Genomic DNA, 24,516 nt, shown 5'->3' with positions numbered 1-24,516 from the left:
TTTGTGGGTGGAGGTCAATGCGCATGCGGAGGAAATTCTTGTTTTTAGTTTCATGGCACCTGCCCTGAAGCCCTTTATTCATAAGGGTTCCAGAGGCACCTTCCCGCAAACGCCCTATCCACGCGGGGTTCAGAAGTGTGCCCGAAAGCCTCATAGCGGCTGGACTTTTCCAAAAGACAAGGCGGTAAGCCGCTGACAGTACGAGTAGTACGGCAAGGCCAACATAGCAACGCCGTATCTTGGCAAAGGAAGCCGCTATTTCAGAGAGGCGCGGGGCAGCTTGTCGGGAACAAGGGCTTGATTGTTTGAGCGTAAGCGAGTTAATCAAGTTCGCCGACAGGCGGCAATAGACCTTGATCGCCCCATCCTTATCTTCCGAATTTTTGGGGGCCTTTCGCTGCGGCCGAATGCCGCCTAAAACGCAACACATTTTCATCGAGAATCAGGCGCCCAGATGAAAAGCGTCATGCCATACGGCAATTCAAAATTAACGCCGCCCGCTGCAGCGCCTGTTCGGCCTGCTAAATGCCCTAACCTGCATACAAGAATGGGGGCGGCAGCAAAGCCGCACAGCCTTCAGATATCGATGCCCTGATGCGGTATGCCTTTCACTGGCGGCAACCAGGGAGCGGTGCCTGTGAGGCTGAGCTGCAGCAAGCGCGCCGGCAAACGATACTCTGCGGCGCATTCAGGGTCGAGTTCGGTCCGGATGTCTCCACCGGTTCGCACCCGTTGCGCCCAATTCGGGTTGAGCAGCACGGTTTTGCCGACGGCGATGAATTCCGCCCAGCCTGTGGCCAAGGCTTCCGCAGCTTGTTGCGCGGTGTATAGATCGCCCACGCCGATCAGCGGCAGTTTGCCGCCAATACGCGCGTGAAGCTGTTCTATGCGTGTGCGGGTTTCATCCGCGCCGCGCCGGGCATGTTTATAGAAATCCCACAGGGAAACGTGCAGATACTGCAAAGGCTTGGCTGTCAGGGCATCGATCAGGGTAAAGCTCTCTTGCATGGTGAGGCCATGCTCGCCCGGCTCTTCCGGCGAGAAACGGTAACCGACGATGAAATCCGGACGTCCGTGCTTTTCGCGGGCGGCGGTGACGGCATCGACCACGGCGAGCGGGAAACGCAGGCGATTTGCGGCGCTGCCGCCCCATCGATCGCTGCGCTGATTGGATTGCGCGGAGTAGAACTGCTGAATCAAATAGCCGTTTGCACCGTGGATTTCCACGCCGTCGAAACCGGCCTTTAGCGCCAGTTCGGCTGCGTGACCGTAGCCGGCGATGAGACGGTGGATGTGGTCTTCGGAAAGAGCCTGCACGCCGCTTCCAGCGTGCGCGGAGGGTGCGAAAATTTGTCCGCCGTTGAGTTCGGGAATGGCCAGGGCGCCGCCGTGGTGAATTTGCAGCAATGCTTTTGCGCCTTGGGACTGAATAATCCGGGCGACCTCGCGCAGACTGGGCAGGTCTTCCTCGCCAATGGCTTCGGGTTGCCCGTGAAACGCCTTGCCTCCGTCGTGCACCAGCGTGGCAGCAGAAATAAACAGGCCGAAATCATGGAAACGGTCGGTCAGAAAGCGGCGTTCGTCGTTGGTGATATGCCCATCGTCATCTGAGGCAAAGTGCGTCAGCGGCGCGACGACCAGGCGATTTTTCACGGTCACGCCATTGTTAAAGGTATAGGGCTGAAAGAGATTTTCGTAGGGCATGGTGAAACCTCACAGGGAGCTGACAAAAGGGTTGCAAACGGCGAACTGAAAATTCTATAGAAAGTCGGCAATGCTTGCGGCAGAAACAGGCCTCCCACAGAAACGTTAAAGGCACATTGATGATAGCGGAGCAATCAATCGCGGCGTATGGAGATCACGTGCCCGTTGCGCGCGTTGACCTTAACCTTGTACTTCCGTCCGCGCCGTTTCTTGATTTCAACATCGTAATATGCGCCCCAGCGGCGGCTGTATTCCAAGTCGATATCTTTCACGCGGCCGACGACACGGGAAAGCGCAATCGCAGCCGCACGTTGCCGGCCAATATAGTCTGCACACACCTGACGGCGATAGCGCGCATCGCCTTCATCGTCATCATCCCAGTCATCATCGGCCAGCGCGGGAAGCGCAACACTCATGCATGAAACCGCCAGCAACACAGCGAGTTTTTTATGAATTCTCATTGCTTGCTCCGTCCTTATATGCGATCAGGATCGCACCGTTCTGACACTCAGGATGATCAACACGGCCAGGCATGCCTCATTCAACGCTGAGGCGCCGACTGTGCGGTCTGGCGCTTCCCGTGCCATTCATCGTGCCGAATAGAAATACATCATACGCGACATCCCAGCCAGGGCACGCAACCGCCATTAAACTGTCTGTGCCTGCAACCAGCGTTTGAATGCCCGGATTTTTGCCTGTTTCTCCGATTCTGCCAGATAAACGAGCCAGTATGACCACGCTGAGGCGCAGGTAATTTCAGAGAACAGGCGCACCAGACGCCCAGCGGCCAAATCATCCGCCGCCATGATGCTGCGCGCCAACGCGATGCCCTGCCCGTCTATCGCCGCCTGCAACACTGCCACCCCACTATTCATCCGTAAACCGTAAGGCAGTGCGGATACGGCGGGCGATGCCGGCGTCTGCAAACCATGCCTGCCATACGGCGACCCGGCGCTCCGCCGCAACCGGCTCGAACTGTTCCAGCGCTTTGCCGACCGGCACGCGGTCAAGCAAGTTTGCCGCCGGTGCACAAACAATGTAACGGATTATTCCGGCTCAGGCAGCGCCGTCTTACGGGTAGAATAGCGACGCGAATTGCACCCAACTGCTCTGAATTGCGCCGATTGCGTTCGATCGCGTTCAATTCCGCCATCGTCGGCGGCCGTAATGGCTTGTGGGCTGCCTTACCCCCCGTTTCGCCGTCTATCATTCTCCCGCACTATATTTAACCGCCCCGGCATGGATACCCTGTTGCATCACATCGCGTTGGCTTCGCCGCTTTTCGCACTGGTGCTGGTCGGCTATCTCGTCATGCGGCTGACTCGCTGGCCGGATGAAATCGCCGACAGCCTGACGAAATTTGTCTTTACCGTTGCCCTGCCCGCCATGATGTTCAAAACGATGAGCGGCATGCGCCAACTCCCTCCGGTCGATATCCGCCTGCTGATCGCCTTTTTTGGCAGCTGCGTTATCGTTTTTATACTCGGCCGGCTATTCGCCTGGAAAGTCTTTGGTCTCGACGGCGCCGGGCAGACGATCTTCGCGCTGGGCGGAGTATTCTCGAACAATCTGATGCTCGGCCTGCCGCTGGCCAGGAGCCTGATCGGCGAGGCGGCACTTCCCTCCGTTGCGCTGGTGCTCGTTTTCAACGCGATGACCATGTGGACAATGGCGACGGTTTCGATCGAATGGGCGCGCCACGGCAGTTTTTCGCTCAAAGGATTTACGCTCACGGCAAAGAATGTGCTGATGAATCCGCTGATTTTGGCGATTATTTTCGGCACGGCGATCCGTATGTCAGGCCTGACCCTGCCGGCGATGATCGACACGCCGCTCACCATGATGGCGCAGATGACAGCGCCCCTGTCATTGATCGCATTGGGGATGAGTCTCGTGCACTACGGCATCCGCACCGGCTGGCGAATCAGCCTGGCGATCACGTTCATTAAGCTGCTCGTGCAGCCTTTTGCTGTCTGGCTGCTGGCACGGCTGCTCAATCTGCCGGCGATGGAAACACAGGTCGTCGTTTTGCTCGGCTCGGTTGCACTGGGCATCAACGTGTATATCATCGCCCGCCAGTTCCGGTCACTGGAAGGCCCGACGGCCAGCAGCCTGGTGCTGTCGACCGTGCTTTCCGCAGTCACCACGCCGCTCGTCATGACGCTGATCACCGTCTGACGGCGCCGGATATGCGATGATGCCGGCTTTCGCATTGCCGCCATTCATTACCGAACCTTACTGCCCGCCTCATGCTCAGCTACCGCCACGCCTTCCATGCCGGCAACCATGCCGACGTATTCAAACATCTCGTTCTGATACAGATCGCACGCTACCTCGGCCAGAAAGAAAAACCCTTCTGGATCATCGATACGCACGCCGGGGCCGGCCTCTATGCGCTCGATGCGGCGCCCGCCGGCAAGCTGGAAGAATTCCGTGACGGGATCGGCCGTCTGTGGGCGCGGGACGATCTGCCGCCGGCCGCTGCCGAGTATGTGGCAATGATCCGAAGCCTCAACCCGGACGGCCGCCTGCGCAGGTATCCGGGATCGCCGCTGCTGGCACGATGGCAGCTACGCACGCAGGATCGCCTGCGGCTGTTTGAGCTGCACAGCCGCGATGCGCACCTGCTGGCCGAGAATTTTGCCGATGCCGGCAAGCAGTTCATCGTCTCGCAAAGCGACGGCTTCGACGCCCTTAAAGCCTTGCTGCCACCGCCCAGCCGGCGCGGACTGGTACTGATCGACCCGTCCTACGAAGAAAAACGCGATTACGAGCGCGTCGTCAATGCGCTCAAAGACGCGCTACGGCGCTTTGCCGGCGGCACATACATGCTCTGGTATCCGCAACTAACGCGCAAGGAGGCTTTTGAGCTGCCGGCGCGCCTGAAAAAACTGCCCGCAACGGACTGGCTGCACGCAGCCCTGCGCGTGCGGACGCCGGCAAAAGACGGTTTCGGCATGCACGGCAGCAGCCTGTTCATCATCAACCCGCCGTGGACGCTGTACGACACGCTGTCCGCAACCATGCCGTATCTGGCGGCAACGCTGGGGCAGGATGACGGCGCCGGTTTTACGCTGGAACGGCAGAAACCCGCTGCCTCGTCTGCCGCATCCGCCCGCCCGGTGGTGTAGCGAGTCGCCGCCGCCAAAACAAACATTACCTGAAAAAACATCTCTCCGCGTTTAGGCGCGTTATGCGTCTGGGCACGTCATGTATACGCGGCGGACAATTGCCCATTACGCGCTGGTATACCCGCTCATACCCACTTTTTGTACGTGGTTGATAATATTCATTATCATTTTGTATCATCGCTTCTCCTCTGTTCATCACCTTTTACTGGAGAGTATCGATGCAAAAACTTTCAACGCTGGTTGCCCTATTGTTGTCTTCATTCATGGTTCATGCCGCGGGGGACATTGCTTTGCCTGCGGATAAAATCCTTCTCAAGGACGGACGCACCGTCATCGACGAAAATAGTGACTTTCATGTGCGCACCATCCGCGTGCAGATTCCCGCCAACAAAGAACTGGAACCGCACGGGCCGAAAGAAGGCTACTTCATCGTGACCGTCATTAGCGGCACGCTGCAACTCGGGTTCGGGTCAAAGTACGACGCCGCCAAACTCCAGACCCTGCCGCCGGGCAGCATCTTCACGCACCCCACTTCGCAGCAGCATTTCGCGCGTACGGGCAATGAACCCGTCGTCCTGCAAATCACCAGCATCCGCCCCAATACTGCCGCCACCAAGGACGCCAAACACGGGCAATAACGTCAAACGCCGGGCGGATGTGGGAGAGGGGGAGATGACCTGCCCGCTCCGCCGCGCCGCCCGACACTTTGCGTCCCCCGGCTTGCCGCGGGTCGCCCCGCCATAAACTCACGAAAGCACGAACCATGAACACGTTGCCCTACAACAAAATATCGCCAGGATGCTCTGTCATCTTACTGGTTACCGCCATGCTGGCTGTTGGCTCCGGCATGGCGTACGCCGAAGGCACTGATTCCAGTGACCAGCCAACAAAAGCGCATTCCGATGCGGCACGGCAAGGATCGGCGAGCGCCAATCCGTCACCAGATGATTACCATACATTACCGCCAGTTAACGTCACCGACCGTCCCTGGACAGTCCCGGGGCAGGTTAATATCGACACCCGCCAGCCCGAACAACCGGCGCGCCTCACCGATGGCGCCTCTCTGCTTAAAGAAATTCCCAATATGAGCGTGGTACGGAAAGGGCAGCAGTCCGGCGACCCCGTATTTCGCGGCTTGGGCGGATCACGCCTGGCGATTACTGCCAACGACCAGTTTCTTTACGGCGGCTGCGGCATCCGCATGGATACGCCGACGGCTTATATCAACCCCCAGTCCTACGACGAATTGCAAGTCATTAAAGGGCCGCAGACCGTTCTTAAAGGTCCTGGTCTGGTTGCCGGCGCCGTCGAATTCATTCGCCACCCCAAAACCTATAGCAAGCCATCCCTCGATTTCGAGGCAGGAATCAGCGCCGGCAGTTTCAATTATTACGACGGTTTCGCCGACCTCTCAGCCGGCAATTCTGTCGCCGCGCTGCGCACCATCCTGACCGCCAGCGGGAGCGACGATTATGAGGATGGCAGCGGCAACAAGGTTCGTTCCTGGTATAAGCGCAAGAGCGCTTCGCTCAATTTGGCCGTCACGCCCACGTCCGACCTGCGTTTCGAGCTGTTCGGCGACGCCAACCGCAGCAAAGCCAAATTTGCCAGCCTGCAACTGGATGCCGGCAAAATCGACCGGAATTCCTTTGGCGGCAAGGCCGAAATCATGCGCATCACGCCCGTCGTGCGAAAAATCACGCTGGAAGCCGGCCAGAGCCACCAAGACATCATCATGGGACGACAGTTTCGCGGTCTGATGGCGGGCGGCAACCCCGACCGCATCACGCGTAACGGCAAGGCCAGCGCCGAGCTGAACTGGGCGGACGCCAATCACATCATTATCGGCGCGGACTGGTTTTCCGACGAGCACCGCGCCCGCCGCGCCTACACCGGCATGCCGCGCAGCAAGAGCGAAAGCAGCCATAACCTGGGGTTGTTCGCCGAAAACACGATGGATCTGGGCAACGGGCGCCAATGGGTGGCGGGGCTGCGGCACGACCGCACGCGCGCTACGGCGCACCCGGGATTCTGGAACAGCACGCTCACCACGCCCATCCACACCCACTACAACCTGACCGCTGGCTTCAGCCGCTATGAATTCGGTCTTGGCCCGTGGCGCAACTATGCCGGATTAGGTTACACCGAGCGCGCGCCAGACTTCTGGGAACGGAACCGCAACCGCGACATACGGCCCGAAAAGAGCCTCCAGCTTGACATCGGCACGGCCTATACCAGCGAACGCCTGCGCATCAATGCTTCGGCCTTCGCCAACCGCATCGACGATTATATTCTCGTCGAAACGGACAGCCCGCTGCTCAATGACCTGGCGGCAAACTCCTTCGCGCGCAACATCGACGCCCTCCGCTACGGCTTCGAGCTGGGCGCCGAATACGTCTGGGACCGGCGCTGGAAACTGGGCGGCGACCTCGCCTACACCTGGGGGCGCAACCGCAGCGACGGCAAGCCCCTTGGGCAAATTCCGCCGCTGGAAGGCCGCCTGCGCGCCGGCTACGATACCGAACAGGCTTCGCTCATGGCCACGCTGCGCTTCGCCGCCCGCCAGTCGCGCGTCGCCGTCGGACAAGGCAATGTCAACGGCGTCGACATCGGCGAAACGCCCGGCTTCGCCGTCTTTGGCATTCACGGTCACTGGCGCTTCTCGCCCGCCGTGCGCCTAAGCTTCGGCGTCGATAACCTGTTCAACCGCCTGTACGCCGAACACCTGACCAAAGCCATGCAAACGCCCGAGTTTTACAATGCGCTGGGCATCAACCCTAACGCGGGATCAAACGTGCGCATCAACGAACCAGGGCGCTCCCTGTGGGCGCGCATCGATGTCAAATGGTAGCCGGCAGCGCGGAACAGCATGAATGTAGCCTACCACCCGCCGCTATCTCGCCAAAGCAGCCGCTCAGACGAATTCCAGAAATAACTGGAGCGTATTGGCGCGCCTCGCCGTACGACCAATACTGCCGGCAGCGGCCTGCCCCGAACCCCGCGTAAAACGGGCATCTCCGGAGGGACTACTCGCCAGCCCAGTGTTTACGCGGGTTCCCGGGCGGTCTATCTGTAAGTCCATTATTTACGGGCACTTCCAACCGGCCTGCCGGCAAACGCCCTATCGATAAGGGCTGTAGAGGCGGCCCGGATGAAACGCCCAAAAGGCGGGTGTAATGGACAAAATAGGTGTTAAAAATCGCTGTATTCCTTACGCTGCAAGGCTTTATAAGAGGTCAAAACCTTTGAACACAAAAAATGCTTTTTTTGCGGCTCCAAACAGGTCAGGAAAGATGGCACCCAAAGTGGCAAACAACGCTACAGATGCGTGTCCTGTCACAAGCGTTTCAGCGGCGGGAAAAAGCTAAACCCCAACACCCTTTGGCAGCGCTACAGCGAAGGCAAGCAAAGTGCCGCACAGCTTGCCGCGCAGTACGGATACAGCCTCAAAACCATCCGTCGTCACCTCGCCAAAGCCCCTACACAGGCCGATTGCGTGCTGCCACAGGCACCCGTGAACCTCATCATGGACACCACCTATTTCGGCCGAAAATGGGGCGTCATGGTTCTCTACGACGCTCGCAGCAAGCGCGCCTTGGGTCGTGGCAGTCGAGCGGGAAACCAACGCGCTCTACACACAGGAAGTCGCTGCGTTGCAAGAAAAAGGGGTTTTGATACAAAGCATTATCTGCGATGGCAAAAGCGGCTTGCTAGGCTCCTTCCCGGATATACCCGTGCAAATGTGCCAGTTTCACCAAATCAAAATCGTCGTGCGCCACCTGACCAGAAAGCCTAAAAGCCCGGCAGCACAGGCGCTGCGTGCCCTGTCACTGACCCTGACGGAGAACACTCAGGCGGCGTTCGAGGAGGCCCTCAAGGGCTGGTACGAGCAGTACGCCGCCTTCCTGAACGAACGCAGCGTGAACGAGAAAACAGGCCGCTCTCACTACACGCATAAGCGTCTGCGCGCCGCGTACAACAGCCTGAAACGGCATCTGCCATGGTTGTTTACCTATGAGCGTTTTCCCAGGCTAGGCATCCCGAATACGACCAATTTGCTGGAAGGGAAATTCAGCGATATGAAGCGGCTTTTGCGGTGTCATCGGGGTTTGAAAAAGGAGAATAAGTTGCGCTTTATAAAACATTATTTCGCAAAGGATCCGTCCTAAAAACACCTATTTTGTCTATTAGAGCGTTATGTCTCGAAAAAAACACCTATTTTGTCCATTACGCCATAGATCATCATAACGCTTCATCATTACCGTACACGGCCGTATCAGCGCCGCGCGCGGCATAGATACGCAGCGTTGACGCCCTTGAGATACGGCCCGTACGCATGAACGCCGGCCTAAGGGTGCTGCTAGGGGCGAGCCAGGGAAGCGCCGCAGATGTTAATGTTGAATCACCCAGGAAGCAGGAAAATGCGATAAAAAAGAAACCGAAGGAATTCGAATTTTTTCTCTATCCATGCTACCCGGCTTTCCTTTAACTTCAGGGTTTTAACTATAAAACGTCCGTTCAGCGATATTCCGTATATTTCCGACGCGAGCCATAGGCCTGTGCGACCGGGTATTTTTCCGCATTTTTGCGCAATTTATCCTTGGCGGCCTGTTCCAGGTCGATGCCGGCTTTTTCGGCAACCAGCAGCAGGTAGAGCAATACGTCGGCGCATTCGTCAGCCAGCGCTTCGCGTGTTGCCGGCGCATCGGGCAGTGCAGCAATCTCAGCATCGCTCTTCCATTGCGTTAGTTCAAGCAATTCGGCGGCTTCAAGATTGAGCGAGACGATCAGGTTGCGCAAATCATGAAACTGCGCCCACGCGCGTGCGTCGCGGAAAGCGAGCACAGCGCGGGTCAGTTCAGTCAGGGACGACATACAGGGGGTTCCGCAAGTCGCGGCAGGCATGGCCATCCCGCGACAGAATCAGCGTGTTCAGGCAAAGAAACGTTGCCGCGCAGTCTCCGGCAAATCCATACCCGTCGCATGCGCGCGCGCCAACAGCTCCCAGTAGTAGCGGTATGAAGCGCGGTCATGCAGCAGCCCTTCATGAGAAATCGGCCCCCAGTCCTTGTCCTGCGCGGCAACCAGAATGGCGGCCGCCTGTTCGACTTCCGAAAAGTCCGGACGCATGGCCTCGACGATCGGGACGATCTGGTTCGGGTGGATACTCCACATACGCAGGAAGCCAAATTCGTTGCGGGCGCGACGCGCGTCATTGCGGATGAAGTCGATGTCCTTCAGTTCTGTGGTCACGTTGTGCGTCGGTACGACACCCCGTGCCAGCGCCGCCGTGGCGATTTCGCATTTGGCGCGGACAATCAGGGGATGCTCAAACTGGCCTGGGCTCTTCATCGCCGCGCCGGGAATGGCGCCGTGATGGTCAGACACAAAATCCATGAGGCCGAAATCAATCGACTCGACGCCGGGCAGTCCCGCAATCTCCCACACATCATGCAGCGCGCCAAGCGTCTCGATCAGCACATGCACGGGCAGTGCGCGCTTAAGGCCGGCCTTTTTCTCCACCTCGCGCAGATAGGCAATCTGAACGCGCACGTCCTCGGCGCGACGGGGTTTGGGCAGGGTGACGAACGGCAGACGCTCGCCGGCCTGCGGGATGACGATGTCGAGATCGCTGCGCCAGTGTTCGCTGGTCACATCATGGATGCGCACGGCGACGCGGCCGAAGCGATTTTCCGCGCCCATGACCAGGCTGACGGCCATTTCCGCGTGTTCCCGCTCGGCGCCAGCGCGCGCACCGTCCTCGCAATCGCAGGTGATATCGAAGATCGGCCCCAATTCAGCCTGAATCTGGATGGCTTTTTTCAGCAATTTCTCCGAACCCGCGTAATGATCGACGGCGGGCAGGATGGGGAACGGTTTTTCACCGGGGAAAAGGACGGTACTCGGATGGCGCATGTTGGTCTCCACAAAAAATCAGGACAGTTCATCAACCGCCGGCAAGGCCACGGCGGCAAATGGGTGAAAACGGGTAAAGTATGAATGAAAAAAGCCGCAGGAGTTTCTGCGGCTTTCCGAAACGGGCATGAGCGTAGCCTGCCCTCACAGCAGCGACTTGACGGCTTCGGCCTCGTCCTGCAACTCCTTCAACGTCTTGTTGAGTTTCTCCTGCGAATAGGCGTCGATCTCCAGCCCCTGAACGATTTTGTATGAACCATTCTTGCACTCGCAGGGGAAGCCGAAAATGATGCCTTCTGGAATGCCATAGGAACCGTCGCTCGGTACGCCCATCGTCACCCAATCGTCGGTGCCGAGCACCCAGTCGCGTATATGGCAGACTGCCGCATTGGCGGCGGAAGCCGCGGAAGACAGGCCGCGCGCCTCGATAATCGCTGCGCCGCGCTTAGCCACGGCCGGCTGGAATACGTCGTTGTTCCAGGCTTCGTCGTTGATCATGCTCTTGACGCTTTGACCATCCACCGTGCAGAAACGGTAATCGGCGTACATTGTCGGACTATGGTTGCCCCAGACGGCCATCTTGCGCAGGCTATCGACCGGACGGCCAGCTTTGGCGGCAACCATTGACAGGGCGCGGTTGTGATCCAGGCGCAGCATGCCGTGATAATTGGCCGGATTAGTGCGGCCGACCTTGATCGCCGCTTGGCGGGCAATATAAGCATTGGTATTGGCCGGGTTGCCGACAACGAGCACCTTCACGCCCTCTTTCGCATGCTCGGCAATCGACTTACCCTGCACGGTAAAAATCGCGCCGTTGACGTTCAGCAGTTCGGAACGCTCCATGCCGGGACCACGCGGACGTGCGCCGACCAGCAGGCAGATGTCGGCATCCTTGAACGCCGTATCCGGATCGTCAGTGGCAAAAACGCCCGCCAGCAACGGAAAAGCACAGTCATCCAGCTCCATGATGACGCCCTGACAAGCCTTTTGCGCCTGCGGCAGATCGAGCAATTGCAGGATGACGGGCTGATCCTTGCCCAGCATTTCGCCGGAAGCGATGCGGAAAAGCAGGCTGTAACCAATCTGGCCGGCAGCGCCGGTGACAGCAACACGAACGGGGGTCTTCGACATGCTAACGCTCCTTGGGTTGAAAAACAGACCGAGATCTCGATTGACGCAGGCATTCTATAGCGAATGCGCCGGAAAACCCATACTTTGCATCATGCCGTCCCATTACCGTTCTGCCCCGCCTTGGCTGATGCCAGGCGCACTTCATGTCGATGGCGTGGCACTGCGGCGCGAACCGGAGAGGTTGAGACGATCGCCAGATATTGCCCTCCGCCCCAGCGTGACGAGCAGCGTGAACGCGCAGACAATTGCGCTAAACTGTTGTGCATACGCGCTTCCGCATGCCGATGCGCTGGCAATTGCCGGATATGCCTGGAACGCCAGCAAGAAAGTGTCGAAATATTGCGACATACCGTTCAAACCGCCCACCCAAAAGGAAAACAGACACATCGTGGAAGAACATCAGATGCCTGACCCTGTGACTTACAACCGCCTGCGCTGGATTTGCAACCAGCGCTCGATGCATGAAATGGACGTGGTGCTCGGCGGCTTTCTCGATACGCACTATACACACCTGACACCGGCGCAGGCAGCAGCTTTCGCGCAGCTGGCGGATATGGAAGATATCGACCTGTGGCCGCTGCTCACGGGGCGGATAAGCTGCGATGATCCGGTGCAGGCGGAAGTCCTGGCCATGCTTCGGCAGGTGCGGCTGAAATAGAATGCCCTCGCCAATGAAACCCATACACCCCTCCTAAGCGGCGAACTGAAGGCGGGCAAGCGTGCCATGGCGAATGGGGAGCGCCAAACCCATTCCGCACACGGGCACAGAAAAGTCAGACTGATGCCCGGCTGATCAGCGCTATTCCAATTACCCAATCACCCAGTTACCCAGTCACCTTATCCAGTTGCTCCGACCACACTACCCATTTCAACCATATCGATTAGCGCCAGCTACTCCCCGGAAATAACGCCTCCCACATCAACGATGCAGCGATACGAGAAAACTCACGGACGAATTTCCAACACATAAAACGACACGAACGCGCCGCGCCACCTGTCGCTTGCACGTGTTGCCTGGGCGGGGAAAGGCAACATCTCCGAGTAACATCTCTGCGGCTTCATACCGCCTTAAAGAACGGCCTTCACATCAATCAGGAACTATCGATGAAAAAACTTTGTGTTTTCTGCGGCTCAAATGCAGGCCGCGACCCCGAATTCTCTGCTGCTGCCCAGGCGCTCGGTCAAACGCTGGCCGAACGCGGCATCACCCTTATTTACGGCGGCGGCAATATCGGCCTGATGGGCGTTCTGGCCGACACCTGCCTTGCTGCGGGCGGCGAGGTGATCGGTATCATTCCGCAAGCCCTGATGGGCAAAGAGGTCGCTGGCCGTCCCGTCGATCACCGGGCATTGACCCGGCTGGAAATCGTCGATTCGATGCACGCGCGCAAGGCACGCATGGCGGAACTGGCCGAAGGTTTCATCGCCCTGCCGGGCGGTTTCGGCACCTTTGAAGAGCTGTGTGAAATTCTGACCTGGAGCCAGCTCGGCTTTCATACCAAGCCGGTCGGGCTGCTCAATGTTGCAGGATTCTACGACCCGCTATTGGCGCTGTTTGATCGCGCCGTGGCTGAGCGGTTCATGATTCAGTCAAACCGCGACATTGCGCTCGTCGATACCGACATCCGGCGTCTGCTCATGCGCATGAGTGCCTATCGCGCCGAGCCGGTCTCCAAATGGCTCACAGAGGCGCGACAAACCTGAAAGACAGCACCATCGAGGATACAGATACAACCCGTACTGCATGCCTTTGCCGGCGTCAATCGCCCAGCGCTTAATGTAGCGGCCGCTTGAGCAACTATCTGCCCGGCTGCATAAAGGCTTTCCCCAGCGCGGCCAGATTTCGTCTGGGACTTTGAATTTAAAATGCTTTTTATTTACGCTGAAAGTAAAACTCAAAGACCGGCCCGGCATCAGACATTTCCAGCAAACGATTGCCCGTCTGTCTAGCAAAGGCCTGAAAATCCCGCACCGATCCCGGATCGGTCGCCAGAACATGCAGCACCTGACCGCTTTCCATCTGAAACAAGGCTTTTTTCGTGCGCAGAATCGGCAGAGGGCAATTCATCCCCTTGACATCAATTTCCTGGTCAAACTGCATGATGACTCTCCATCAACTCTTTGAATTTCTGAACCTCTTGGCCCAATCCCGCCTGTTCAAAGGTCTTTTTTCTGGCGGTCTTCTTCCGCTTGCTGCTGGCGCAATTCGCGCAGGCGCGCATCAACGGCCGACTGCTCGTAAAAATCGCCGTCCTTGGCCTGTTGCGCGTATTGCAATTGCTCAATCGCTGCCCCCAACTGACCTTCCAGCGCATAGGCCTCAGCCTGGGCGCGATGCTGCTGAAAGCGCTTGCCGAGCGCTGCGTAGGTTTTAGCCTGAATGGCATATAACCGGGCATCGGCCTGATTCTGGCGCAGCCGCGATTCGAGAAAATCCAGCAGCGTATCGAACCGGCGCGCATCGAACAGCGCATCAGCATAGCCATACACCAATGATCTTGCCTGCGGAAAACGTTGCAGCGATTCGCGATATACGCTCGCCGCACCTGCCGCATCATGTGCCGCCATGCGGATGGCGCCGGCCAGGCCGGAAATCAGCGGTGAAGCTACGCGCAAAGCCAGCAAGGATTCCAGCTCACGCTGCGCAGCCTGTGTATTTTTTGCGCGCAAATAGGCCGCCGCCAGGCCGTAACGCGCCGCCGCCAGGGAAACCGATTTGCGTTCTTTGACCTGCATGTCGAAATCGCGCACCGCCTCCTCTGGCGTCCCTTGATAGGCGCGGAGCTTGGCGCGCACGAGATAAAAATCGAGATGACTGACGATTTGCTTGTAGGGCGATTCCCGCACACGGTTCTGCATGTCGGACAGCCGCTCGATCGTCAACGGATGCGAACGCAAATACACCGGCGCCGCGCTTTCATAAATACGCGTAGACTGCTGCATGCGCCCAAAAAAATCTGGCATACCGCGCACGTCAAACCCGGCTTTGCTGAGGATCTGGTAACCGACGCGATCGGCTTCTCGTTCAAATTCCCGTGAATAAGCCAGGTGCGCCTGTGCAGCGCCTGCCTGCGCCCCGACGATCGCACCCATCGCCGCATCAGAGTTAGAGCGCGCAGCCAATATGCCCACGGCCATGGCAATCAGCATCGGCACCGTATTTTGTTTTTCCTTGGCAATCTGGCGGGCCAGGTGATTTTGCGTGACGTGGCCAATTTCGTGCGCAATCACGCCGGCCAGCTCCGATTCCGTCTGTGCCGTCAGGATCGTTCCCGTATTGACGCCGATGTAGCCGCCGAACATGGCGAATGCATTGATTGCATTGTCGCGGATGGCAAAGAAATAAAACCGGCCCGTCGGGTCACTGCTGGCCTCGACCAGGCGGCGACCCAGGCGATTCAGGTAATCGCTGATTTCCGGGTCTTCGACATACGCCGGTTCGCGTTGTCGGATTTCATTCATGATGCGCTCGCCGATGCGGCGTTCGATCTGCGGCGAAAGATCGGCGCGCGCCGCCTCGCCCAATTCCGGCAGACCGTCTGCTTGCGCAAACGCGGCAGACGGCAGAGACAAGAACAACGCCAGAAGACTGCACGCACACTGCCGAAACAGCCGGGAAGAACGCGCTGGAACGCCGGCGCTGGGGAGCGCCTGCACGATGTGATGCGAGGAGGCAGGGATGCGGAAAATCGCTTTCATGGCAGTGTATCGATGGCACAGAAGTGAATAAAAAACGGATGCCATGATACCGAAGCCCTGGCCATCCGTTTGTGTCAGTTTGTTTTTTCGTCCGTGCCTGCGAGCCTGCCAGCACGCACCATATTTTTGCGGGGAATGCCGGAAAATGGCCGCAAAAAACCCGCCGAAGCGGGTTTTGGATATTACATCGGTCGCTGCTTAGGCGCGCGTAATATTGGAAGCTTGTTTTCCCTTGGGCCCCTGAGTGACATCAAAAGAAACCTTCTCCCCTTCTTTGAGGGTTTTAAATCCGTTCATGCTGATCGCCGAGAAATGGGCGAAGAGATCTTCGCTACCATCATCCGGGGTGATAAAACCAAAACCCTTGGCGTCATTGAACCACTTTACTGTACCTGTTGCCATATGCTACATCCTTAAAAAAAACAGAATCCGGGCCATGCCCGACTTACATGCCTGGAACCCAAAACATTCGGATTCAGGCACGCCCGCTTTGTACGCTAAATTCCCACAATGCGTCAAGCGTTTTTAACCTCCAAATGTGAAATATTTCCTGGCACGACAGCGGAAATTACGGCAGTAATCCGCGATCGCCGCCTTGCACGGCTTCAACGAAACCCATTCGCTATACAATGCGCCAATGAGCGACAAACAGCCGAAAACCGACATTCTTCTCGAAGTACAGCACACCCAGCTTGCTCCGCCGCCGCTGTATACCGTGCTGCTGCTCAATGATGACTTTACGCCCATGGATTTCGTCGTCCACATCCTGCAAAAATTTTTTGCCATGAACCACGAGCGGGCAACGCAGATCATGCTCAAGGTGCATACGGAAGGCCAGGGCGTCTGCGGCGTTTATCCGCGCGATATCGCGGCCACCAAGACAGAACAGGTCATGGCTTACGCTCGCGCGAATGATCATCCGCTCGCCTGCATCATGGAGAAAAATTAAATGATTGCACAAGAACTGGAAGTCAGCCTGCACCTTGCCTTTGTCGAAGCGCGGCAAAATCGCCATGAATTTATCACCGTCGAGCATCTACTGCTTGCCCTGCTCGATAATCCCTCGGCGGCGGCGGCGCTGCGCGCCTGCGGCGGTCAGCTCGAAATACTGCGGCATGAATTGACGGTCTTCATCAACGAGCATTCGCCCCAAATTGATGGTGACGAAGAAATTGACACGCAGCCCACGCTGGGCTTTCGGCGCGTCATCCAGCGTGCCATGCTGCATGTCCAGTCAGCCGGCAAGAAGGAGGTCAACGGCGCCAACGTGCTCGTCGCCATTTTTGGCGAAAAGGAATCGCACGCTGCCTATTACCTGCAAAAACAAGGCATCACGCGGCTCGACATCGTCAATTTCATTGCCCACGGCATCAGCAAAACACCGCAGGACACAGCGCAGAAGGAAGCGCCTGGCGCACACGGGGAAAGCGAAACATTGCCGGAAACCAGCCCGCTCGACAGTTATACGATCGACCTCAACGCCCTGGCGCTGCAAGGCCGCATCGACCCGCTGATCGGGCGGGACGCCGAGCTAGAACGCCTCATCCAGACGCTCTGCCGCCGCCGCAAGAACAACCCGTTGCTGGTTGGCGAAGCCGGCGTCGGCAAGACCGCCATTGCCGAAGGCCTGGCACGCCGTATCGTCGACGGCGAGGCGCCGGCGATACTGGCACAGGCCAGAATCCACGCGCTGGATATGGGCGCGCTGCTGGCCGGCGCCAAGTATCGCGGCGATTTCGAGCAACGTCTCAAAGGCGTACTCAAGCAGTTGGCCGAAATGCCCGAAGCCATTTTATTTATCGACGAAATTCATACGCTGATCGGCGCAGGAGCGGCCTCCGGCGGCACCATGGACGCATCGAACCTGCTCAAACCGGCGTTGTCCAGCGGTTTGCTCAAATGCATCGGTGCAACGACTTATAACGAGTATCGCGGCATTTTTGAGAAAGATCATGCGTTATCGCGCCGTTTTCAGAAAATCGATGTCAGCGAACCCTCGTCGGCCGATGCGCTGGCTATTCTGAAAGGGCTGAAATCGCGTTTCGAGGCGCACCATGGCATTCGCTATTCGGCGGCAGCGCTGAGTTCGGCGGTTGATCTATCGGTGCGCTTTATCACCGATCGCCACCTGCCCGACAAGGCCATCGATGTCATTGACGAAGCGGGCGCAGCACAGCGCATCCTGCCCAAATCGAAGCAGAAAAAAGTCATCGGCCGGCAGGATATCGAAGAAATTGTCGCCCGCATCGCCCGAGTGCCTTCCACACAGGTCAGCGCCGATGACCGCAATGCGCTGAAAAATCTTGACCGCGATCTCAAAGCCGTTGTTTTTGGGCAGGATGCCGCCATTGAGGCGCTGGCCAGAGCCATCAAAATGGCGCGCTCGGGACTGGGTATGCCGGACCGCCCCATCGGTAACTTTCTCTTTTCCGGGCCAACCGGTGTCGGTAAAACCGAGGTCGCCCGGCAGCTCGCCTATTGCTTGGGGATCGACCTGCTGCGTTTCGATATGTCCGAATACATGGAGCGCCACGCCGTCTCCCGCCTCATCGGTGCGCCGCCCGGCTATGTGGGTTTCGATCAGGGCGGCCAGTTGACCGAAGCCGTCACCAAAAAGCCTTATTGCGTACTGCTGCTCGACGAGATCGAAAAAGCGCATCCCGACATCTACAGCATCCTGCTCCAGGTCATGGACCACGGCACGTTGACCGACAACAATGGGCGCAAGACGGATTTTCGCAACGTCATCATCATCCTGACCACCAACGCAGGCCAGGAAGATTTGCAGAAAAGCACGATCGGTTTTACCGGCGCACGCCAGGCCGGTGACGAAATGGCCGAGATCCGGCGTATCTTCTCGCCGGAATTCCGCAACCGGCTCGATGCCATCATTCCATTCCAGCCGCTCAGTCCGGAAATTATTCTGCGCGTCGTCGATAAATTCCTGATGCAGCTGGAAGCCCAGTTGCACGAAAAGAAAGTCGAAGCCACCTTCTCGGATGCACTCAAGGCCTATCTGGCTGATCAAGGCTTTGACCCGCAGATGGGCGCACGTCCGATGGCGCGCCTGATTCAGGACACCATTCGCGCGGCGCTGGCCGACGAGCTGCTGTTCGGACGCCTGACTCATGGCGGCCGTGTCGACGTCGATATCGACGCGGATGGCAAGGTTCGGCTGCTGCTGCCAGAAACGGAAACTCCCGTCGCCGTCTGACCGGACTAAAAACACTCCGGCGCCTTTCATCATTTCGCCACGACCTACCCAGGCGTAATAGATGGCAGCCACTACAGCATCGGCGTTTCGTCACACCACCCGCCAGATTCGGGCCTTTGGCCTTTAGAAATATGTCTGCGCCCGACACCAAGCCGGTGCCTGCGGAAGCGGCACGGTCGATATGGCCGCAAATGCGCCGGCATAGCGGCCTCCGGTCTTTAGGCGGGCGCATTTTTACGTGCATTTTCCAGACGCCCCGGACTTAACCCGCATTTCTCACAGATAGAAGGTGCATCGCGGCCGGAGATATAAGAAAGTTTTTTTGCGAGAACGACTTAACCATATCTCTGAGGAAGCCGCGATGCCGACACAGTGTACCGTAGTCAGCCCATGCGCGAAGCGTATTGATGGCCGCCAGGTGGCGGTGGATTTCGACGGAGGGCAGATCAGTTCGGATGCGGGCGCGCTGTTGCTGCGCGAGGTCGATCGCACCTTGCGGCTGACCGAACGGGTGGCGGCCTGCTTCGAGGATGGGCGCGATCCGGAGCTGATCGAACACACGGTGCACACGTTGGTGATGCAACGGATCGTGGGGATCGCGCTGGGCTACGAGGACCTGAACGATCACGATCAATTGCGCCGTGACCCGGTACTGGCCACGCTGGCCGGTAAGCTCAGCGCTCGGCGCAAGGGCTGCGAGCCGCTGGCGGGCAAGTCGACCTTGAACCGGCTCGAACATGCCCCCGACACCAAGGACGGTTCGCGCTATCACAAGATCGCTCACGATCCGGCGGCCTTCGAGTCGCTGTTCGTCGCGTGCTTCATTGAGGCGCACGAGCAGGCACCTGACGAGATCATCCTCGATCTGGACGCCACCGACGACCCGCTGCACGGCCAGCAGGAAGGGCGTTTCTTCCATGGTTACTACGGCGGCTACTGCTACCTGCCGCTGTACATCTTCTGCGGCCGACATCTGCTCGCCGCCAAGCTGCGCCGGGCCAACACGGATGCCTCGGCGGGCAGCATCGATGAACTCGAACGCATCGTCACCCAGATCCGCCGCCACTGGCCGGAGGTGCGCATCGTGCTGCGTGCCGACTCGGGCTTTGCGCGCGATGCCTTGATGAGTTGGTGCGAGCAGACGCACATCGACTTCGTCTTCGGGCTGGCCAAGAACGACCGGCTCAAGGCCCAGATCGAAACCGAGATGAGCCAGGCGCAGGCCGAATGCACCCAGACCGGCAAGCCCGCACGGCGGTTTCGCGACTTCACCTACCGCACCCTTGACAGCTGGTCGTGCGCCCGGCGGGTCGTCGGCAAGGCCGAGCAGCTGCCGGGCAAGGCCAATCCGCGCTTCATCGTCACCAGCCTGGACGCTCAGCGCTGGCCGGCACGCGAACTGTACGAGGCGCTGTACTGCGCCCGAGGCGAAATGGAGAACCGCATCAAGGAGTGCCAGCTACACCTGTTCGCCGATCGCACCTCAACGGCGACGATGCGGGCCAATCAGCTGCGGCTGTGGTTCGCCTCCTTCGCCTACGTCATGCTCGAAGCGCTGCGCCGCATCGGGCTGGCTGGCACCGAACTGGCCGAGGCCACCTGCGAGAGCCTGCGCCTGAAACTGCTCAAGATCGGCGCACGGGTCAAGATCAGCGTGCGCCGCATCCATGTCAGCATGGCCAGCAGTCATCCGTTCCAGACCACCTGGCGCCTGGCCCAGGCCAGACTCGCCCCCGGCTGATCCGCCACGCCACCGTGGCCCTGCTGATCCGATCGCGCTCCCGTTCGCGCGAGGCGGTCTCATGCCCAAACAGCGCCGCTTGCCCCCTCAACGCACCTGACCGCTCGCAGAACCTCACCCGCCTGCACTCCATTGGCCGCTCGCGGGCCTGAATCCTCGCGGTCACGGCGACGCGTGAAGGAAAAAACCGCGCCAACGGGGGCCGAACCGTGAGAGTGTGAGAAATGCGGGTTAAGCCGTAAAACGGCCAATCACCTGGCCGCCAACCATCATCCAGGCCATCAGCAGCGAAGTGAGTGTCACGCCCAGCCAGATATAGCCCGTTTTCAGGTAGCACCAGTGATTGATGACGATCATCGCGCAGAACTGGCTGATGATGACCGGCAACATCATCATCCAGCGGCCGCCAAATTTCGGCAATCCCAGCACATCGAAACCGGGGCCGATTTGCAGGTAATTCGGAATAAAGTGCAGGCACCAGAGCATGCACAGGCCGCCAACCGAGATCGCGATGCTGCCCAGGCTCCAGCGCAACCAGGTCACAGCAAAGCTTTTTCCGACCGGCTGCTTCATCTGCGCGGTGAGGATCAGGCCATTGATGGCGGCAAAAGCGATAAAAATGAGCAGCCAGTAAACAGGAAAAATCCGCCAGCGCGCGTTGGTCATCGGTTTGAGCAAGGGCCAGAGGAAGCGCAGCTCCTGGGCAAACAGGTTATAGATGAACAATGTCAACGCATAGAGCGTGCCAGCGAGAAGGAACGCCAGTACGACATGGCGACAGATGCCCCGCCCCTGCGCAGGCGCCGCCGTGATGCCAAGACGATCAAGCGGAATGGGCTGGCCGTGCCGCCATAAAATGAAGAACACGACACTGACCAGGGCATTGACCAGCAGCCAGGTGATGATGCCATTGCCCATTTCCAGCGGCATGAACGGCAGCACGGCGGCGATCGGCTCGTTCGCTCCGCCCCATTGGGTGAAAACGGGATAAAGCAGCATGGTCAGGGCGATATTGATCATGCCCAAGCCCAGCCAGGTCCGCCGAGGCAGCCAGGACGCACGCTCAACCGGCTGGCAGGCGGCGGCAAAGTAAGGCAATGCCAGCAGGCCGTTAGCCAGGAAGAGCATGGCCGCCAAGGCGAAGAAAAGCGCAGCCAGGCCGCAAAACTCCTTATGCCAGTAAGTGTAGCCATCGATATTATTTTTTTGATCGAACGCCTGCCCGAACCAGTCGATGGCACTCCGGTTGGTCTCGGCGGAAATCATGACGCCCAGATGGGTGCCGCTTACCAAATCGGCGCGCCGAGCGCTGCCGTCGGTAAAATTTCCGTAGGTATGGTTCCATTCCAACGTGGCGTCCGCCGGCAAATCGAACGCCTTGAGACGGGTGGCATTGCGGACAAGATCCTTGACCGGAAACGTTCTTTCACGATACCCCCCGATTTCTTCATACAAGCCCTGAGTCAGCAGGTAGTTGTTCAACCCCCTCATCTCCCCGCCGTTGCTGCTCTGCCCATTGACTGCACGATGATCGGGGTTGGCTCTGGCGACACGGATGGCATTGAGCGCCCCGGTGGAGTGACCAAAAATGCCCAGGCGGTTTGCATCGACGAAAGGCAGGCTTTTCAGGTACTGGTAACCATTGTTTGAACCGCTCATGTTCTTGTTTGAAGCGGGGGACTGGGTCGAATAACCGTGGCCGAACTGGTCGATCGCCAGCACTACATAGCCGCGCCGCGCCAGCTCCAGCGCGCCAAAGGTGGAAGCCGCTTCTTTATCGCTCTGGTAACCATGCAAGGCAAGCAGCCCCGGCGCGGGGTGTTCGGCCGTCGCCGTCAGCGGGCGATACAACTTGGCGACCACGGGCTGCAGTTCCTCGGTCATGAATATCACGGTGTTGACGTCCACCCGGCCGAAATCGCGCTCAATGCGATTTCCCAGCCAGGACACGCATAGCGCGAGGAAAGCCAACAAGGCCGCCAGAAAATAACTACGGCGGGAAGAGGAAGTTTTCATGTCGTTTTCTCTGAAAAAGATTGGCGGCCCACGGCCTAAACCGGACAGCTCCGGTCAGCCCCGGTCAATCGGCCCGCCCAGCAACAACGCCCGCTTGCGCGCTACCGGCGCCGGCAATGCGCAGCGGCGAGGCAACACGGCACTGCAGGCAACGAATACTTTACACATTGATATTTTGCCGGAGCGGATTTTATGGACACCTACCCTCCTGCCGCAATTTTGCCCCTGTTTTTCAAAAATTTCTAACGTGTTTTCTGACGCACCAAGGCTGGGAAGCCCGTATTACACGGGCTTCCCAGCATCGACCGCCATGATTCATTCGGCAATCTGCCTGTTCATATGTAACACGTAAGCCATGACCAAGGCCAGAATCACCAGCGGCAGCAGCGGATCGATCAGTTTGCCGCCTTGACCGAAAACGAAGTTGGCCAAAGCGACGCACGCGCCGCCGATGCCCCAGGCGATAGTCGTCGGAACCGACCAGACAATCATCTGCTTTTTCACCTCGGCAATGCCCATCATCCGGTTCACCACCCAAAACAGGCTGTCGTTGAAATACCCGCAGAATAGCGACCCCATGGTCGCGGCATTGGCGGCCATCAGCATGTTGATTCCCTCGATTTCGGAGAGAATCGGCATCGAGATGGACGCGCCAGCGATCATCGCCACCGTCCCCGACCCCTGGATGAAACGCATCAGTGTGGCGACGATGAAAGGAATCATGATTGGCGAAAACGGCAGATGCTGGGCGATCTGTTCCGCCAGCTGCTTGCCCGCCCCGCTGTCGCGCAGAATGGCGCCGAGTGCACCGCCGGCCCCCGTGACCAGCAGGATGATGCCGGCGCTGGTCACCCCTTCTTCCAGACGCATGGCCGTATCATGAGCGTTGGCGCGCGGCATCAGGGTATACACGGCAACCAGCACGCTCAGGGCAAGCGCAACGACCGGATGGCCCACAAAAGCAATGGTCTGGTAGCACGCACCCGTTTTGAACAGCTTGAGGGCATCGCCGCCTTCAATAAAATAGCCGGCGCCCATGTCGACAATCGCTTTGATGAAAATCAGCGCAATCGGCAGAACAATCGGCAGCATGGACAGAAACAGGCTGGGCAGCGGCTTGCCTTGCGGCAGGTCCGGGTCGTTTGCGGACGTCTCTGGCATGGCCGCTTCGCCAAAAGCCTCCGCGTTAAAGTCCGGGTAACGTCTGTCCAGCCATTGCGCATAGAGCACCATGCCGATGACGCAAGGTACGGCGAAAATCATGCCGGAAAGCAGCATGGCGCCAAGATCGACCCCGAAAATCCCGGCGACACCCAGCGGCCCCGGCGTCGGCGGCACGGTGTGGTGGGTAACGACCAGGCCGCCGGCCAACGCGACGCCCAGCGTCAGCAGCGAGCGTTTGCTGCTTTTCGACAGCGCCTTGGCAACGGGATAGAGCACCACAAAGGCCGAATCGACAAAAATCGGGATACTGACGATATAGCCGGTGATCGCCAGCGCCCATTCTTCCTTTTTCTTGCCGAGGAAGCGGATGAAGCTGTAGGCCATCTGCTCGGCAGCCCCTGAAACTTCGAGGATCCGCCCCATCATGACGCCCAGGCCAATGACGATCCCGATGCTGCCCAGCGTGTTGCCAAAGCCTTTGGTAATCGCGTTGACGGTATCGGTCGCGCTCAGGCCGCCCAGCATACCGGCGATGGCGGAAGCGATCAGCATGGCGATGAACGCGTGCACCCGCGTGCGCAAGACCAGATAGATCAGGACAAAAACCGCGATGATCAAACCGACGATCGGCATCGGCAAGCCAAACAGCGTATTTGCGGTGTCTGTTTCCATATCAGGCTCCTCAGTCAGGTTGTACGTTAGAAAGTCGTTTGCCGGCTGGCGGCGGAACAGGTCGATCGGCACAGCGACCAGCCGCCAGTGCGGGCTGCAAGCCACACCGGCGTTTCCCATTACTTGTG

At 58.6% G+C, this 24,516-nt stretch carries 22 protein-coding genes; 10 read left to right on the top strand and 12 right to left on the bottom strand.

Annotated elements, in window-relative coordinates; translation table 11 throughout:
- Positions 1 to 576: 576 nt before the first annotated feature.
- The 4 genes from ABCS64_RS00540 to ABCS64_RS00525 form a co-directional block, all read right to left on the bottom strand.
- Positions 577 to 1,704 (bottom strand): NADH-dependent flavin oxidoreductase, encoded by a 1,128-nt coding sequence (locus ABCS64_RS00540; protein ID WP_418889999.1) that lies wholly within the window; start codon positions 1,702 to 1,704, stop codon positions 577 to 579.
- Between the two features lie 134 nt (positions 1,705 to 1,838).
- Complete coding sequence (locus tag ABCS64_RS00535) at positions 1,839 to 2,165, bottom strand: PepSY domain-containing protein (protein ID WP_418889998.1); 327 nt, start codon at positions 2,163 to 2,165, stop codon at positions 1,839 to 1,841.
- A gap of 186 nt (positions 2,166 to 2,351) precedes the next feature.
- Positions 2,352 to 2,567, bottom strand: coding sequence for a LysR substrate-binding domain-containing protein (locus tag ABCS64_RS00530; RefSeq protein ID WP_418889997.1), 216 nt, complete (start codon positions 2,565 to 2,567; stop codon positions 2,352 to 2,354).
- Positions 2,568 to 2,571: 4 nt separating this feature from the next.
- Positions 2,572 to 2,718 carry a hypothetical protein gene (locus tag ABCS64_RS00525; protein WP_418889996.1) on the bottom strand — a complete coding sequence of 49 codons (147 nt, stop codon included), beginning with the start codon at positions 2,716 to 2,718 and terminating at the stop codon, positions 2,572 to 2,574.
- Positions 2,719 to 2,955: 237 nt separating this feature from the next.
- Here ABCS64_RS00525 and ABCS64_RS00520 point away from each other — a divergent pair, with 237 nt between their 5' ends.
- The 5 genes from ABCS64_RS00520 (at position 2,956) to ABCS64_RS00500 (ending at position 9,004) form a co-directional block, all read left to right on the top strand.
- Positions 2,956 to 3,882, top strand: a complete 927-nt coding sequence (locus ABCS64_RS00520) for an AEC family transporter (RefSeq protein ID WP_418889995.1) — start codon at positions 2,956 to 2,958, stop codon at positions 3,880 to 3,882.
- A gap of 71 nt (positions 3,883 to 3,953) precedes the next feature.
- Positions 3,954 to 4,835: a 23S rRNA (adenine(2030)-N(6))-methyltransferase RlmJ gene (locus ABCS64_RS00515; RefSeq protein ID WP_418889994.1), complete on the top strand. Its 882-nt coding sequence runs from the start codon at positions 3,954 to 3,956 to the stop codon at positions 4,833 to 4,835.
- Positions 4,836 to 5,053: 218 nt separating this feature from the next.
- On the top strand, positions 5,054 to 5,473 hold the full coding sequence (locus ABCS64_RS00510) for a cupin domain-containing protein (protein WP_418889993.1): 420 nt from the start codon (positions 5,054 to 5,056) through the stop codon (positions 5,471 to 5,473).
- A gap of 125 nt (positions 5,474 to 5,598) precedes the next feature.
- Entirely contained in the window at positions 5,599 to 7,686 is a 2,088-nt protein-coding gene (locus ABCS64_RS00505) for a TonB-dependent copper receptor (protein WP_418889992.1), read from the top strand.
- Positions 7,687 to 8,437: 751 nt separating this feature from the next.
- Complete coding sequence (locus ABCS64_RS00500; protein WP_418889991.1) at positions 8,438 to 9,004, top strand: IS256 family transposase, variant Zn-binding type; 567 nt, start codon at positions 8,438 to 8,440, stop codon at positions 9,002 to 9,004.
- 349 nt (positions 9,005 to 9,353) lie between these two features.
- On the opposite strand, the gene ABCS64_RS00495 is transcribed toward ABCS64_RS00500, so the two are convergent.
- From ABCS64_RS00495 to ABCS64_RS00485, 3 genes are all read right to left on the bottom strand, one after another.
- Positions 9,354 to 9,710 carry a nucleotide pyrophosphohydrolase gene (locus ABCS64_RS00495; protein ID WP_418889990.1) on the bottom strand — a complete coding sequence of 119 codons (357 nt, stop codon included), beginning with the start codon at positions 9,708 to 9,710 and terminating at the stop codon, positions 9,354 to 9,356.
- A gap of 57 nt (positions 9,711 to 9,767) precedes the next feature.
- On the bottom strand, positions 9,768 to 10,751 hold the full coding sequence (locus ABCS64_RS00490; protein WP_418889989.1) for an HpcH/HpaI aldolase/citrate lyase family protein: 984 nt from the start codon (positions 10,749 to 10,751) through the stop codon (positions 9,768 to 9,770).
- A 144-nt stretch (positions 10,752 to 10,895) separates the two neighbouring features.
- Positions 10,896 to 11,882 (bottom strand): malate dehydrogenase, encoded by a 987-nt coding sequence (locus ABCS64_RS00485; protein ID WP_418889988.1) that lies wholly within the window; start codon positions 11,880 to 11,882, stop codon positions 10,896 to 10,898.
- 229 nt (positions 11,883 to 12,111) lie between these two features.
- Here ABCS64_RS00485 and ABCS64_RS00480 point away from each other — a divergent pair, with 229 nt between their 5' ends.
- Both ABCS64_RS00480 and ABCS64_RS00475 read left to right on the top strand, forming a co-directional pair.
- A complete protein-coding gene (locus ABCS64_RS00480; protein WP_418889987.1) occupies positions 12,112 to 12,540 on the top strand; it encodes an FAD assembly factor SdhE in 429 nt (142 codons plus the stop codon).
- Positions 12,541 to 12,986: 446 nt separating this feature from the next.
- Positions 12,987 to 13,586, top strand: coding sequence for an LOG family protein (locus ABCS64_RS00475; RefSeq protein WP_418889986.1), 600 nt, complete (start codon positions 12,987 to 12,989; stop codon positions 13,584 to 13,586).
- 169 nt (positions 13,587 to 13,755) lie between these two features.
- Here the strand turns inward: ABCS64_RS00475 and ABCS64_RS00470 are convergent, their stop codons facing one another.
- From ABCS64_RS00470 to ABCS64_RS00460, 3 genes are all read right to left on the bottom strand, one after another.
- A complete protein-coding gene (locus tag ABCS64_RS00470; protein ID WP_418889985.1) occupies positions 13,756 to 13,983 on the bottom strand; it encodes a sulfurtransferase TusA family protein in 228 nt (75 codons plus the stop codon).
- Positions 13,984 to 14,039: 56 nt separating this feature from the next.
- Positions 14,040 to 15,581 carry a beta-barrel assembly-enhancing protease gene (locus ABCS64_RS00465; RefSeq protein WP_418889984.1) on the bottom strand — a complete coding sequence of 514 codons (1,542 nt, stop codon included), beginning with the start codon at positions 15,579 to 15,581 and terminating at the stop codon, positions 14,040 to 14,042.
- Positions 15,582 to 15,779: 198 nt separating this feature from the next.
- Positions 15,780 to 15,983: a cold-shock protein gene (locus tag ABCS64_RS00460; RefSeq protein WP_418889983.1), complete on the bottom strand. Its 204-nt coding sequence runs from the start codon at positions 15,981 to 15,983 to the stop codon at positions 15,780 to 15,782.
- A 235-nt stretch (positions 15,984 to 16,218) separates the two neighbouring features.
- Here ABCS64_RS00460 and clpS point away from each other — a divergent pair, with 235 nt between their 5' ends.
- The 3 genes from clpS to ABCS64_RS00445 all read left to right on the top strand — a co-directional run bounded on the left by clpS (position 16,219) and on the right by ABCS64_RS00445 (position 20,536).
- Positions 16,219 to 16,530, top strand: coding sequence for an ATP-dependent Clp protease adapter ClpS (gene clpS / locus ABCS64_RS00455; RefSeq protein ID WP_418889982.1), 312 nt, complete (start codon positions 16,219 to 16,221; stop codon positions 16,528 to 16,530).
- Positions 16,531 to 18,795, top strand: coding sequence for an ATP-dependent Clp protease ATP-binding subunit ClpA (clpA, locus tag ABCS64_RS00450; protein WP_418889981.1), 2,265 nt, complete (start codon positions 16,531 to 16,533; stop codon positions 18,793 to 18,795).
- A 361-nt stretch (positions 18,796 to 19,156) separates the two neighbouring features.
- The gene (locus ABCS64_RS00445) at positions 19,157 to 20,536 is read left to right on the top strand and encodes an IS1380 family transposase (protein ID WP_418889980.1); all 1,380 of its coding nucleotides are present in this window, start codon (positions 19,157 to 19,159) and stop codon (positions 20,534 to 20,536) included.
- 231 nt (positions 20,537 to 20,767) lie between these two features.
- Here the strand turns inward: ABCS64_RS00445 and ABCS64_RS00440 are convergent, their stop codons facing one another.
- Together ABCS64_RS00440 and ABCS64_RS00435 are read right to left on the bottom strand one after the other, a co-directional pair.
- On the bottom strand, positions 20,768 to 22,552 hold the full coding sequence (locus tag ABCS64_RS00440) for an alpha/beta hydrolase (protein WP_418889979.1): 1,785 nt from the start codon (positions 22,550 to 22,552) through the stop codon (positions 20,768 to 20,770).
- Between the two features lie 315 nt (positions 22,553 to 22,867).
- Positions 22,868 to 24,508 (bottom strand): GntP family permease, encoded by a 1,641-nt coding sequence (locus ABCS64_RS00435; protein WP_418889978.1) that lies wholly within the window; start codon positions 24,506 to 24,508, stop codon positions 22,868 to 22,870.
- Positions 24,509 to 24,516 lie beyond the last annotated feature (8 nt).

It is taken from the genome of Dentiradicibacter hellwigii (assembly GCF_041770905.1).
GTDB classification, from domain to species: domain Bacteria; phylum Pseudomonadota; class Gammaproteobacteria; order Burkholderiales; family Rhodocyclaceae; genus Propionivibrio; species Propionivibrio hellwigii.
The sequence above is the reverse complement of the archived record's forward strand: the minus strand, read 5'-3'. Positions and strand labels throughout refer to the sequence as shown.

What these genes read in the sequence shown, in the direction of transcription:
- ABCS64_RS00540 (WP_418889999.1), bottom strand. Translation starts at nt 1,704, where the DNA reads ATGCCCTACGAAAATCTCTTTCAGCCCTATACCTTTAACAATGGCGTG.
- ABCS64_RS00535 (WP_418889998.1), bottom strand. Translation starts at nt 2,165, where the DNA reads ATGAGAATTCATAAAAAACTCGCTGTGTTGCTGGCGGTTTCATGCATG.
- ABCS64_RS00515 (WP_418889994.1), top strand. Translation starts at nt 3,954, where the DNA reads ATGCTCAGCTACCGCCACGCCTTCCATGCCGGCAACCATGCCGACGTA.
- ABCS64_RS00510 (WP_418889993.1), top strand. Translation starts at nt 5,054, where the DNA reads ATGCAAAAACTTTCAACGCTGGTTGCCCTATTGTTGTCTTCATTCATG.
- ABCS64_RS00505 (WP_418889992.1), top strand. Translation starts at nt 5,599, where the DNA reads ATGAACACGTTGCCCTACAACAAAATATCGCCAGGATGCTCTGTCATC.
- ABCS64_RS00495 (WP_418889990.1), bottom strand. Translation starts at nt 9,710, where the DNA reads ATGTCGTCCCTGACTGAACTGACCCGCGCTGTGCTCGCTTTCCGCGAC.
- ABCS64_RS00490 (WP_418889989.1), bottom strand. Translation starts at nt 10,751, where the DNA reads ATGCGCCATCCGAGTACCGTCCTTTTCCCCGGTGAAAAACCGTTCCCC.
- ABCS64_RS00485 (WP_418889988.1), bottom strand. Translation starts at nt 11,882, where the DNA reads ATGTCGAAGACCCCCGTTCGTGTTGCTGTCACCGGCGCTGCCGGCCAG.
- ABCS64_RS00475 (WP_418889986.1), top strand. Translation starts at nt 12,987, where the DNA reads ATGAAAAAACTTTGTGTTTTCTGCGGCTCAAATGCAGGCCGCGACCCC.
- ABCS64_RS00470 (WP_418889985.1), bottom strand. Translation starts at nt 13,983, where the DNA reads ATGCAGTTTGACCAGGAAATTGATGTCAAGGGGATGAATTGCCCTCTG.
- ABCS64_RS00465 (WP_418889984.1), bottom strand. Translation starts at nt 15,581, where the DNA reads ATGAAAGCGATTTTCCGCATCCCTGCCTCCTCGCATCACATCGTGCAG.
- ABCS64_RS00460 (WP_418889983.1), bottom strand. Translation starts at nt 15,983, where the DNA reads ATGGCAACAGGTACAGTAAAGTGGTTCAATGACGCCAAGGGTTTTGGT.
- clpS (WP_418889982.1), top strand. Translation starts at nt 16,219, where the DNA reads ATGAGCGACAAACAGCCGAAAACCGACATTCTTCTCGAAGTACAGCAC.
- clpA (WP_418889981.1), top strand. Translation starts at nt 16,531, where the DNA reads ATGATTGCACAAGAACTGGAAGTCAGCCTGCACCTTGCCTTTGTCGAA.
- ABCS64_RS00445 (WP_418889980.1), top strand. Translation starts at nt 19,157, where the DNA reads ATGCCGACACAGTGTACCGTAGTCAGCCCATGCGCGAAGCGTATTGAT.
- ABCS64_RS00440 (WP_418889979.1), bottom strand. Translation starts at nt 22,552, where the DNA reads ATGAAAACTTCCTCTTCCCGCCGTAGTTATTTTCTGGCGGCCTTGTTG.
- ABCS64_RS00435 (WP_418889978.1), bottom strand. Translation starts at nt 24,508, where the DNA reads ATGGGAAACGCCGGTGTGGCTTGCAGCCCGCACTGGCGGCTGGTCGCT.